This window comes from Natronorubrum thiooxidans (assembly GCF_900156475.1).
Lineage (GTDB): Archaea > Halobacteriota > Halobacteria > Halobacteriales > Natrialbaceae > Natronorubrum > Natronorubrum thiooxidans.
Genome location: NZ_FTNR01000033.1, coordinates 1 through 12,161 on the forward strand (window position 1 = coordinate 1; position 12,161 = coordinate 12,161).

Sequence of the window (12,161 nt, forward strand, 5' to 3'; positions counted from 1 at the left end):
CGACGCACAGAAGATCCACAAACAACGCCCGGTTCTCCAAGAACAGCTCGCTACCGCCATCAAACCGGCTGCTGAGGCCTAACTAAAGACCAATGGGGGAAAAGAGTATCCACTTGATAGGTCGCTGTGTGTTGCGCTGTATAAAATCAGAACACCATCTCGGCCAAGAGCAACACCACTTGACGATTACGAAGCTGTAAAGCAGCAGACGAGAGCCGAGGGAGAATGGAACCTGCGATTCGGTGACGATATTCATTCTTCAGACGTCAAAACGGTCTATGTGCCAGTCAACGATGCCGAGGATCTCAAACACGGATTGACCGAATTGAGAGAGCATTTTTCGGTATATGGACCAGAATTCGGTATCGAACCTTGATATTTTCTCGCTGTGATCATAGAGTATTCCATGCGCATAACTGGGTGCTGCGACACAACCAGAGGGAGGTTCCCGCTCATAGTGCGTTAGAGGGGTCTGGTTCGGATTGGTGTGAGAACTGACTGCTGCTCTCGAATGAGCCATGATTTAGAAGGATGGCCACACATTAATAATATAATATGAGCCTCACAGACTTCGTCAAACAGGAGGACGTCCGGGATCGCCTAAACGCAGAGTTCCCAAATAAAGGGACTCGAGCGAGTGAGCCAGTGAAGGCCAGCTGGCAGACGAGGAACTACATGCTCGTCGGCACGGCGTTTGATTACCTTCTTCGGTGGTGGATGCGCCGTGAGGTCAATAGGTTCCAAGCCCGTCCATGGGTTGCTGAGACATCGCTAGAACTAGCCGATGAAATCTGTCCAGAGCTGAAAACAGACATCGAAGAGACCATAGACAACGCAAAAGGTCATCGTGACGAGTACGTCGACACAGGGACTGTGACACGACCATTGGTCGAATCCGCTATCGACCTCGCTCGTATCGACGGGATCTATAGGGGCGGAGTACCTCCAACTGATCTTGGAGAATACGATGATGGAGATATCGTTGACTGCATTCGCCTTCTCGAAATTCTCGAGACAACAGAGTTTCTCAATGGTCAGAATGCCCACCTAAATCCGGCCTTCGGACTCGGCTCCTCTCTTGTTGGTGGAGCCGATGCTGATGTGATTCTTGATGGCATGCTCGTCGATGTAAAGGTGACAGGGAGAGCAACGTTCAAGGCCGACTATTGGCGGCAACTCGTTGGCTACCTTGTCTTAGCGGACATACACAACGTATTCCTCGAAAGTGGGACATACGATCAGCTGGGAATAAGTGATGAGCCCGATATTCAGCCACTTCCTCAAATCGAAACTTTCGGTATATACTTTGCACGTCATGGTGATTTCTCGACGATACCTGCTAGTATAGTGTACGAGGCAGATGGTTACACCGAGTTCAGATCTTGGTTCGTTGAGGCCGCGTTGGACTATAATCCGCGATTTGGCACGGAGTTCGGGGGCATATTCAGGACTATTGTTTGACCTGCCTCAACACGGAACATCCAGTTGAACGCGGTGGAGCAAGTCAGACACGGTCAGTATACGTAGTTCCAGAAGAGCGGGTAGCCCCTGGCGGCGATGGCTCGCAGAATCGCCGGCCACGTCCCACAGTGGACGATCCCGTCCGCCGCGAACAGGGCGGTGGTCCAACCGAGGTAGACGATTCTCGGATGCCACCGCTCGTCGTACTCTTTCGGCGGCCGTTCCCGGAGGTCCCGCAGCACGTTCTTCGCGGCTCGTCTGGCTTCCAGCCCCGCCGAATAGCCGTCTGTGACCTTTCCGGGGTAGTCGACCACGTCTCCGACCGCGTAGGCGCCGTCGGCGTCCCGACAGCGGAGGTACTTGTCGACGAGCAGGCCGCACTCGTTCCGCGGGAGGTCGAAATTCTCGATCACCGGATTCGGCTCCACTCCGCCCGCCCAGACCGTCAGATCGCTTCGCTCGACGCGCTCCCCGTCCAGCACGACGCCGTCGTCCGTCGCTTCTGTCGCGCGCGTCCCCGTCCGGACGTCGACGCCTCGTCGCCCTAATTCTCCCTCGGCGATGCGCCCCGCACGCTCCGGAAAATCGGCGAGCGGGTGCTCGCCTGACGTGATCAGCGAGACGTCGAGGTCGATCGTGAGCGACGCAAGCGTCGCCGCCGTCTCGACGCCGACCGGGCCACCACCGACGATGACGACATCGCGAACACTCCCGGAGTGTACTGCATGCTGAATCTCCCTGGCGTCTGTCCGAACATCCGACACGCGACTGCGGTCGACGGCGTCGAGTCTGGTCACACCGCCGAGCGCGATCAGGAGGGTGTCATACTCTATCGACCCGCTCCGCAGATCAACCCGCTTCTCAGCTGCGTCCAGCCACCGGACGTGATCCCGGACGACGGTGACATCCCTGTCGGCGAACGCGTCCCGTAGGTCAAGCGTCGCCCCATCGAACGGCATCCCCTTGATCACCCGGTAGAGCTGGAACGAGAATACGTGGCGCTCCCGCTCGGAAACGACGACTACATTCGTCTCGCTCGCGCGCTCCAGGTACGCCGCAGCGATCAAGCCCGCCTCTCCGCCGCCGAGGACGACTGTCCGTTTCATGCATGGTCGATCAGTCGCGCCGGAACGTTCGACGTCCGACGCATCGGTCTCTGAGTATTAGATTGAGTATACTATGCCAGTTTTGCATGAACTACCCCACCCTACTTCGCTCGTCCTGCGGACTCGCTCATTGAGGGTGAGGTTTCTGGGCCGTCTCTGAGACGTACACGAACCTGTGTAGAGGTCTCGTCATCGTCGCCCAGTTCGAGGGACGGTTCATACACGCCCCCGAGACTGGATAGCGGACTCTGAATGTCCTTTCCCGGTCCTTTCTTTCCAATGTTCGTCGCACCGTTCTTGTCAGCATTATCATCCAACCCACACTCGTCGCAGAGAGGCCCTCCCAGACCATCGCCATGACCGGACCGGAGGTAATGAACTCGACGAGACCGTCGCTCGGGACGGTGCCGAAGTGCCAGCGTCTCTCAGTCGCTGTCGTAGTCCTTCAGCTCGAGCGGTTTACCATTGCTCCGGTGGCATGGAGGTGGTGATCTCCGCGGGACCGAACAGGCGAAAATACCGATTGACACTATCTTCTGAATAAGCAATTCTATTTCGCGTTAATCACAGGTTTCCTATAATAATAGACTTCTTCATGAAAACTGTTCATAACCGGTTGTCTGACGCACGTCATTAGAAGAACATCTGGTTTTATATGTTGGTTCATGACAACGGTGATTGTGCAAACTACTCAATCACTCAGTCTGAAGATTGTAGAGAAAATCGCCAAACGTGAAGGAGTTCAACCGGAAGAACTCAAACCACCAATTCACTCTGCAATTGATACGGACGCACTTGACTCGCTTTATCAATCGAGTGACTCTGACAGGGGTCCGTCCAAAGTTGAATTCCGATACAAAGGCTATACAGTGATAGTCGATAGGGCAGGTGATGTGGATGTCGAGAAACACGTAGCGTCCTTGGAACCTGATAAAACCGTAGCGTGATTCTCTCTGCGTTTTAGGACTGAATTTTGAGCTATCTTTTTGCGAGACTCGATTCCCGCCTCGCTGACTTTGAGGGCGTTATTCAACTATTTCTGATTTTTCTCTGAGCGTGATTCCCCGCTCGCTATCAATACACTCGAAGTCGGCCTACAGCGACGTCGCTCTGCGTTCGCGACCCACACGGGTTCGGCTGAAGTCACCTTCTTCGCCCTTTAGGCAGAGAAGGTAACAGTTGTAAATCTGATAACTTCTACAATTGACGGATCCTATCTTTCATCAGGAACTTCAGGAAGGCTAAGATACAGTGGGAAGAGTTCCTCGCCACAATTGAAGCACTTTCGTGGGCCTTCTTTTGCAGACGATGTTGCCATGACATTACCGCAATGTCGACACACATGAAGGTGATTTCTGTCTCCCATATGCCGATGAACTCCGCGGAGATATAGATTATTTTTATCTGGACTCCGTGTAATTAAGTCGGCGAGCACACTCTCTGCACTAGTTAACTCATCTAATTTGGGTATACTGTGTACCGAATACGTGCCCTGTCTTTTGCAGAGACTCATTGACATCCTCCACACGACTGCAGTCGTGGGATTCCTCACGTCAGGGAGTCTCGGATCATGCCAAAACACCTCACTACGCGAGAGACTTTCTCCAAACCGTGGATACACCGGTTTGTCTGCTCTTCGTTGGGACGGTGAGATCGGTTATGAGATGCTCCGCCGCCACGGCGTCTCGGCCGTCCATGCCGTCGAGAACGGTGCCGTGACGGAAAGCGTCGAAGCCGTGACCGAGGCGAACACGCTCCTGAGCGGCCTCGGATTCGAGAGCGGCGGGCTTGCGGCGGCCCACTCGATCCACAACGGACTCACGCAACTCGAGGCGACCCACAGGGAGAAGGTCAACATCGGCACCCTCCCCCAACTCGTCCTTGAGGGCAGGGACGACGAGTTCGTCGAAGACATCATCGAGTTCTCGCTCGACATCGAGCTTCCGGTCACGCTCGCGGACATCGGTCTCGACGACCCTATGGAAGACCAGCTCGATACGGTCGCCGAGGCGGCCTGCGTCGAAGAGGAGACGATCCACAACGAGCCATTCCCAGTCGAGCCCGCGATGGTCTGGGACGCGCTGCTAACCGTGAACGGGCTCGGCGAACGTCATAAGTAGCGGTCCCCGTCTCGGAGCGAGACCGCTTGACGGTCGGTGTTGGCCTAGCTTCTGGTGAGCAACTCCCGTTACGCAGGCGGACTACTCCACACGTCAACCTCCACATCCAGTCCTGCCTGCCGAAGCCTGTCTGCAAGTGGGTCACCGATACCCGACGCCGGCGTGAGAATCCCACCTGCAAGCGGTGAGTCAGTCTGGTCGCGCACCAGGCACATTGCAGCTTCGCTGAGCATCCTCGCGGTCGCGCCGTACCCCGGATCCCAATCGGCGCTAATCTGACTCTCCACGACGAACGGGCCGTCAGTGGCGGTCCCACGGCCGAGTACACGGACGGTGAAATACCCGTTTTCGATCTGCTCTCTCGTCGGCCCCTCGCCCGGATCCGGGAACACGAATCGACGTAATCCTTCTCGTGTTGGTCCGAACGCCATCCCAGCAGTAGCGACCGTGATCCCCGCCCAGACAGCGTTTGCACGTGCCAGGCCTCCGAGGCCGTCACCCATGGGCAGCACTTCTGTGCACTCGAACTCACGCCCCCACGGATACCCGAGCAGCGCGTTGCTGCGTCGAACGACCCGTTCGTTCACCATCGCCATCGGTGACGGAGCTGTCCACACCGATCGTAGTGGGTCCTTTTTCGGTACGGACTGTGCACCCGGATCAACGCCGTCGCGCTCACCTTTTGGTGCCAACGAGTACGGGTTCCGAAGCGTCTGCCGGGCCAGCGGATCGGTCGACGCAGCGCGAAACACTTCGATTGCACTGGCCATCGTGCCACCGCTCACGCTACCGCGACTATCTTCCAGATAGATTTGTGCCATATCGCACGGAGTCCCGAACTCGTCGATGGCGAACGATTGAACGAGTTTCGTACCGAGATCGCTGGGGATCGAGTCGAATCCACAGCTGTGGACGATTCGAGCGCCTGCCTCGACCGCGTCGTCGTGGTATCGGTCGATCATCTCTCGCACCCAGTTCACCTCGCCCGTCAGATCACAGTAGTCCGTTTCAGCGGCGATGCATGCCTCGACGAGTGGTGTGCCATACTTCGTATACGGGCCGACCGTCGTACAAACGACACGCGTGTCTTCGGCAATGGCGTGAAGACTTTCAGGCTCAGTTGCGTCGCCGATGACGATCGGGATGTCATCCCACGCAGAACGCCGTTCTCTGAGTGCTGTTTCCAATTTGTGGAGTCGACTCTCGCTGCGACCGCCGAGTGCGAGGGAGAGCTGGTCTGGTGTGTACTGTGCAGTGAGATACTCGGCGACGAGGCGGCCAGCGACGCCGGTTGCCCCCCAGACGACGAGATCGTGCTGCCGGTCAGTGTTCGACACAGGTATCGATTGCAATTAGTGATCCATGGCCTCAACTCTTGGGTGAGGGCCAGTGTCGTCACCCCGATCGAGTGCGAACACGAATTCGAGTTCATCCCAAATCGCCGGCGACAACCATCGCACACCACCGAATCGGACGTCTGCGCCACACTGGGTGCAGTCCCACACGCCGACGACTGGAGAGTCGACGGATGCTGACATAGAAAACGCGGGGCAACGACCGTTCCTCGTGCGCTTACTGAACTATCTTTGAACAGCGAGAGAATCCCGGCGTTTACGCCGTCACCAGAAACCGCAGATTTCTGGTTGCCCGTCAGATGTAATCTGACGACCGGGCGCGAATCGCGTCACTCGACTCCACAATCCACAGTCGATGGCAAGGTGGATATTCAACGTGAATCCACACCACTAAGTTGGATTGTCTATATAGGCTATGTATGGCGATTCAGGTCACTCGCACCTATGTTGGTTCCATTCACCTATGTTGGTTCCATTCAGAACCGGCGACAGGTCTGCGATGACCTGGATTTGCTCGGAGACTCCGCCTCGAAGATCTGGAACGTCGCACGCTGGACAGCCGACCGCATCTGGGATGAAATCGGCGAGATTCCCGATGAAGGGACGCTCAAAGCGTATATGAAGAACCAAGCGTGCTGGAAAGACCTAAACGCACAATCCAGTCAGAAAGTCATCGAAGAACTTTCTGACGCTTTCCAGTCGTGGTTTGACCTGCGACACAAAGACGACGAGGCGAATCCGCCCGGCTACCGCAAACACGGCGACACCCGACCCAAAAGTACGGTCACGTTCAAAGCAGACGGCTTCAAACACGACCCCGAGAACAACCGCGTCCGACTCTCGAAAGGCTCGAACCTGAAAGAGAACTGGTCGGACTTCATCCTTTGTGAGTACCAGACCCGGCCAGACGTTGACCTCACAGAAGTCAACAGCGTGCAGAACGTGCGCGCCGTCTGGAATGGTGACGAGTGGGAACTACACCTCGTCTGCAAAGTCGAACTCGAAACCAACGATTCCGCAGGCGACGAAGTGGCAGGAATCGACCTCGGCATCAAGAACATTGCCACTGTCGCATTCCCCGGCGAATACGTCCTGTATCCCGGCAACTCGCTCAAACAGGACAAACACTACTTCACCCGAGCAGAGTATGACACGGAGGGTGAGAACGGCCCCTCAGAGAAGTCGATGTGGGCACGCCGGAAACTCGCTGATCGAGAGACACACTTCTACCACACGCTTACGGACGCCATCATCACGGAGTGTGTCGAACGCGGTGTTGGAACGCTCGCGGTGAGCTGGCCCGAAGACGTGCGAGAGTCCGACTGGGGCAAGACCGGCAACAAGAAAATCCACACGTGGGCGTTCGACCGCATCTACCAGTATCTCGAATACAAGGGCGAGATTCGTGGTGTCGAGGTGCTGAAAGAGAACGAGTGGGATACCTCGAAGATGTGTTCACGGTGTGGCGACGACACGAAGTCGAACCGTGTCGAACGTGGTCTGTACGTCTGCTCGTCGTGTGAGTTGGTAGCCAACGCGGATTGTAACGGGGCGGAGAATATGCGCCAGAAGATAACTCCGAGTCCTCACGGTGAGGATAGGAGTAACGGCTGTGTGGCACAGCCATCGGTACACCTGTTCGACCGCGAGAGCGGGACGTTTCACACGAGAGAGCAGGTTGTGTCGTAGACCAGCAAATATCCCACCTGCGGTACGGGAAGCCGCGCCGTTTACGGCGCGGAGGATGTCACCTGGAACAGCTTATTCGACATATGCAATCGAAGCCAGGAGTCGAGTTCATGTCGTTTGATGAGATCGCTGCTGATCGAAAGTAGCTCGAACAACATTTGTATTTCCATTAGTTTCACACCGGCGCCGCATTCGCTTATCAGACGGGGCAGTGTCCGTTGCGCATGGCAGATTCGAACGACGATACGCACGACCCGACGACGCCCGAACAGAGGGAGATCGGCCGTGAAATGGTCGACGAGAGCACAGGCCTCGGCTCGGTGATGGCCCACGCGTACCGGGGCGAACTCGGCCGGGTGGATACGTGGCGACAGCGCCTCGACCAGACGACGACGTGGGCGGTGACCGTGATGGCGGCGATCCTGACGTGGGCGTTCTCAAGTCCCGACAACCCTCACTATATCCTGTTGATCGGAATCGTGGTCGTCACAGTCTTCCTCGGTATCGAGGCGCGGCGGTACCGGGACTACGATGTCTTTCGGGCGCGCGTTCGGATGCTTCAAGAGAATCTGCTCGCAACTGCCCTAGACCCGTCACGAGACGTCGAACACACCGACTGGCGAGTAGAATTGAGTCAGGACTACCGTGATCCCACGGTGAAAGTATCGATGCAGGAGGCCCTTGCGAACCGCCTGCAGCGCGTGTATCTCGCGCTGCTCGGCGTCCTCCTTGTCGCGTGGGTCTTCAGAGTGACCGCGTTCGCGGCGCGTGAAGACTGGATCGAAACCGCCGCGATCGCTCGAATCCAGGGACAGGTTGTGATCGCGGCCGTCGTCGCGTTCTACGTCGCGCTGCTCGCGATCGCGCTGTGGCCGCGAGAACGCCAGGCGAAGGGCGAATTCCGCAAAGGAAAGGAAGGCGACTGGAAGGATTCGGATGCGAAAGACGAGTCGCGGAACCGATGATCGATCGACCACACGAAACCGATTCGAGTTCGACCGCCGGCAACTAGACTACGGAGTTGTGGTGCTGGCTGCCCAGAACGAGCGGTTCGCCGACGCGGAAGACATCTCCCCGGCTGCCCTCGAGCCGCCGCTCAACGACGTTGTGGATGGCCGCCGATCGCCTCCTCGAGTACGGTGTCGAACCGTGCGAAGCCGTCAAAGCACTCGAGATTTCGTAGACGCCACCAAAACAAAGCGTCCTCGAGAGGATCTCAAACCCGCTTGGGTGGGCCAGGAGAATGGCCGCCAAGCGGGGCAGGGACAGAGACGACTAGGTAGCTGGATCTGTCCATGTCGCGCATGTGGGTACGCGACAGTGCACGTATTCGCCGACGTCCTTCCCTACCTCGTTCCGATTCCAATACACTCAGAATCGCCTCCGACAACCTCGAGAACCATCTCGCCTCACTGACTTTGAAGGCGTTACTCAGCTATCTCGAATTCTTCTCTGAGCGTGATTTCTAGCTCACTACTATACTCGAAGCCAGCCTGCAGTGATGTCGTTCTGCGTTAACAACCTACACGGATTCGGCTGGAACGCACAGCGTCAATACAAACCCAGGGGAGAGGGACTGCTTCGGAGTCGAGCTCCAGGCACTCGCCATGTTCATCTGTAAAAGAAGGCGGCTATGTGGCCGTCTACTACCGAGTCGGTACCTCCACACTACGCAGATCAACCCCAAAATCTACTAGGGTAAAGGACCACGTCGGCGAACCCAAGCGAGGAGCGCTGCCTACGGAGTGAGATGTTCGACGAACCAGTCGGTCGCGGCTGTGCTCGCCTCGTCAAACGCCTCCGTGTATGCGTCGAAATGCCCCCCATCTAGGGTGACGATACTTTTCGGTTCGCGGGCTTGCTCGTATGTCTCGAACGCTGCGTCCTTAACTGCCAGATGGTCTCCGTTGGCGATGATCATCCGGAGCGGCGTGGGACTGATTTCTTCAACATGGTCTTTAGGGGCATACTCACTCATCATTTCGATCGTTTTGAGCGTGACCTCGTTTTCCCAGTTCGGTGCGCGCTGCTCTTTTGTCTCGGTAAACCACTCGTAGGAATCCTGGGTAGGAAGGGCGGCGTCGCCGAGCAGATCCTCAGAGACGACTGGGAGGTATGTTGGGTCCTCGCCCTGGAATCGAGCACGGCGGTCCTCATTCAACTGCTCCCGCAAGTCACCGATGAAATCCGCGCGGACGAGTCGTCGGAGGTTGTACAGCCCATCCGTCAGCGGAACTTGTGAAACCACGCAGTCAACGCGGTTATCCCATGCCCCAACAGTAAGCACGTGTCCACCGCTGTAACTCGTCCCCCAGACGCCAATTCGGTCGGTATCGACGTCCTCAAGCGTTTCCGCATACGTGATGGCGTGTCGATAGTCTCGCACCTGCTGGTATGGATCGATCTCGTAGCGGGGTTCGCCGTCGCTCTCGCCAAAGTTCCGATTGTCGAAGACGATCGAGCCGAGGCCGGCCTCGGCAAACGCTTCGGCGAACTTATCGAGATACATTTCCTTGACTGCCGAGAAGCCGTGTGCTATCACGATCGTCGGGACCGGCTCGTCTGCGTTATCAGGGGTGTAATGCCATCCGCGTAGCGTGGCACCATCTGCCTCAAATTCGATGTTCTCACGCATTGTCCATAGATAAACGGTAACACACCTCTTAGTAGTTGTGTGAACTCTCAGTGTTTGTTCGCTAACACTATTATACTGGTGATGGATATCATGTGCTGCCGAACGTGGTGCATCGTACGTGATCCATGTACCGACTGCTCGTGAGAATTCCGCGAATTATACGAGGAGCAGGCGCAATATCACGGCGTTCACGCCGTGGATACGCGCCGTCACATAACGACGCCAACCACCGAGAACAGCACGGCAGGATATTCCACCACCTTCAATCCGAGATTTTACAAGACAAGCGAGGATAAGCGGTTATACAGACGTTTTATGATGCTGGAAGTCCACCGCACTCACCGAGCGAACATCCTCAACCACTCCCAAGTAGAGGAACCGCTCGACCGACACGGATGGTCGGCCAGTAAACTCTGGAACGTTGCGAACTACCACTCCCGAGAAGTCTGGGAAGAAACGGGCGAGATTCCTGACCACGGCGACCTCAAAGACGAATTGAAAGTTTATCCAAAGTACAAGGGACTGCACAGTCAGTCCAGTCAGCGTGTTCTGGAGGAACTCGCTGAAGCCTTCAACTCGTGGTACGGGAAGAGGAAGTCAGACAGTCGAGCGAATCCGCCCGGCTACCGCAAACGCAACTACTACGACAATAACGGTCGCCGCGTCCACGAAGAACACCCGCGTAGCACGGTGACGTGGAAGCAAAACGGCATCCGCCACGACACCAAAAACAACCGCGTCCGACTCTCGAAAGGCGCGAATCACAAGGAACACCCCAAAGCGTGGGAGTACATCCTGGTCGAATACGAAACCCGTCCCGGCGTAGAGGTTGAGAACCTGCAACAAGTCAGGGCCGTCTACGACAGAGCGAACGAGCGATGGGAACTACACCTTGTCTGCAAAGACGAGATTGAGACGCCCACCGCACCCGGTACTAAGACGGCAGGTGTCGACCTCGGCATCTGTAACTTCGCCGCCGTTGCGTACAGCACGGAAGAAGCCGACCTGTACCCGGGAAATCGTCTGAAACAGGACGGCTACTACTTCCCGAAAGAAATCTCGAAGTGCGACGATTCAGGTGGCGAAACAGCAACCCGACTTCACCACAAGTGGTCAGAACGCCGTACCCACTTCTTTCACTCCTTAGCGAAGCACATCGTTGAGCGGTGTGTTGAGAAGAGGGTTGGTCGCATCAACGTCGGCAGACTAGCTGGTGTTCGAGAGGACGAGAACGGCGAGTCGAAGAACTGGGGCCGCCACGGCAACCTCGACCTGCACGGGTGGGCATTCGACCGCTTCACCAGCATCCTCACCTACAAGGCGAAGGTTGAGGGTATCGAAGTCGTAGAAGTTTCAGAGCGCAACACGAGTAAGACGTGTTGTGTCTGTGGGAGGGAAGACGACAATCAGCGTGTTGAACGTGGCTTGTACGTGTGTGAAGAGTGTGATGCAGCGTTCAACGCAGACGTGAACGGGGCGGAGAACATCCGTCTCGAGTTGAACCGAAGTAACTCCGAGTCTTCCGGGCAGGTGTCTGGGGATAGGAGTACCGGCTGGTTGGCACAGCCCGGAGTCTACCTTCACGACCTCTCCCGCGGATTCCAACCTCGGAGAGAGGTGGTAGACTGCAAACCATAATATCCCAACCCGGCGGCGCGGTGCCGTGGGATTCCCGCGTCTTCACAGTAGTTGCCAAAGTACCTGAAAGACAGTTTTCTCCGGTGACATCCTATTTAGAATATGGTCATTACTACCGAGGCACGGCAGGTCTGCCGTGCCGTAGGTTCGCTGCTGT

At 56.6% G+C, this 12,161-nt stretch carries 8 protein-coding genes and 2 pseudogenes; 6 read left to right on the forward strand and 4 right to left on the reverse strand.

Annotated features, from left to right (window positions below; genetic code table 11):
* Positions 1-555 precede the first annotated feature (555 nt).
* Positions 556-1,461 (forward strand): hypothetical protein, encoded by a 906-nt coding sequence (locus tag BW940_RS20060; protein WP_076610936.1) that lies wholly within the window; start codon positions 556-558, stop codon positions 1,459-1,461.
* A gap of 53 nt (positions 1,462-1,514) precedes the next feature.
* On the opposite strand, the gene BW940_RS20065 is transcribed toward BW940_RS20060, so the two are convergent.
* Together BW940_RS20065 and BW940_RS22595 are read right to left on the reverse strand one after the other, a co-directional pair.
* Positions 1,515-2,567, reverse strand: a complete 1,053-nt coding sequence (locus BW940_RS20065; protein WP_076610937.1) for an NAD(P)/FAD-dependent oxidoreductase — start codon at positions 2,565-2,567, stop codon at positions 1,515-1,517.
* Positions 2,568-2,892: 325 nt separating this feature from the next.
* A pseudogene (locus BW940_RS22595) lies at positions 2,893-2,961 on the reverse strand (nucleoside-diphosphate kinase); the annotation flags it as partial.
* 271 nt (positions 2,962-3,232) lie between these two features.
* Here BW940_RS22595 and BW940_RS22600 point away from each other — a divergent pair.
* Complete coding sequence (locus tag BW940_RS22600) at positions 3,233-3,514, forward strand: HalOD1 output domain-containing protein (RefSeq protein ID WP_076610938.1); 282 nt, start codon at positions 3,233-3,235, stop codon at positions 3,512-3,514.
* Positions 3,515-4,219: 705 nt separating this feature from the next.
* Positions 4,220-4,687, forward strand: a pseudogene (locus BW940_RS20080) (glycerol dehydrogenase); the annotation flags it as partial.
* Positions 4,688-4,755: 68 nt separating this feature from the next.
* On the opposite strand, the gene BW940_RS20085 reads toward BW940_RS20080, so the two are convergent.
* Complete coding sequence (locus BW940_RS20085) at positions 4,756-6,024, reverse strand: saccharopine dehydrogenase family protein (protein WP_076610939.1); 1,269 nt, start codon at positions 6,022-6,024, stop codon at positions 4,756-4,758.
* Positions 6,025-6,486: 462 nt separating this feature from the next.
* Here BW940_RS20085 and BW940_RS20095 point away from each other — a divergent pair, with 462 nt between their 5' ends.
* Positions 6,487-7,731: an RNA-guided endonuclease InsQ/TnpB family protein gene (locus BW940_RS20095; protein WP_076610941.1), complete on the forward strand. Its 1,245-nt coding sequence runs from the start codon at positions 6,487-6,489 to the stop codon at positions 7,729-7,731.
* Positions 7,732-7,955: 224 nt separating this feature from the next.
* Complete coding sequence (locus tag BW940_RS20100) at positions 7,956-8,696, forward strand: DUF2270 domain-containing protein (protein ID WP_076610942.1); 741 nt, start codon at positions 7,956-7,958, stop codon at positions 8,694-8,696.
* Between the two features lie 773 nt (positions 8,697-9,469).
* Here the strand turns inward: BW940_RS20100 and BW940_RS20105 are convergent.
* Positions 9,470-10,366 (reverse strand): alpha/beta hydrolase, encoded by an 897-nt coding sequence (locus BW940_RS20105; RefSeq protein WP_076610943.1) that lies wholly within the window; start codon positions 10,364-10,366, stop codon positions 9,470-9,472.
* Positions 10,367-10,684: 318 nt separating this feature from the next.
* Between BW940_RS20105 and BW940_RS20110 the strand changes: the two genes are divergently transcribed.
* Positions 10,685-12,004 carry an RNA-guided endonuclease InsQ/TnpB family protein gene (locus tag BW940_RS20110; protein ID WP_076610944.1) on the forward strand — a complete coding sequence of 440 codons (1,320 nt, stop codon included), beginning with the start codon at positions 10,685-10,687 and terminating at the stop codon, positions 12,002-12,004.
* Positions 12,005-12,161 lie beyond the last annotated feature (157 nt).

Bases quoted from the DNA above. Each gene is read 5' to 3' on its own strand.
- BW940_RS22600 (WP_076610938.1), top strand. From the start codon at position 3,233: ATGACAACGGTGATTGTGCAAACTACTCAATCACTCAGTCTGAAGATT.
- BW940_RS20065 (WP_076610937.1), bottom strand. From the start codon at position 2,567: ATGAAACGGACAGTCGTCCTCGGCGGCGGAGAGGCGGGCTTGATCGCT.
- BW940_RS20105 (WP_076610943.1), bottom strand. From the start codon at position 10,366: ATGCGTGAGAACATCGAATTTGAGGCAGATGGTGCCACGCTACGCGGA.
- BW940_RS20110 (WP_076610944.1), top strand. From the start codon at position 10,685: ATGCTGGAAGTCCACCGCACTCACCGAGCGAACATCCTCAACCACTCC.
- BW940_RS20060 (WP_076610936.1), top strand. From the start codon at position 556: ATGAGCCTCACAGACTTCGTCAAACAGGAGGACGTCCGGGATCGCCTA.
- BW940_RS20095 (WP_076610941.1), top strand. From the start codon at position 6,487: ATGTTGGTTCCATTCACCTATGTTGGTTCCATTCAGAACCGGCGACAG.
- BW940_RS20100 (WP_076610942.1), top strand. From the start codon at position 7,956: ATGGCAGATTCGAACGACGATACGCACGACCCGACGACGCCCGAACAG.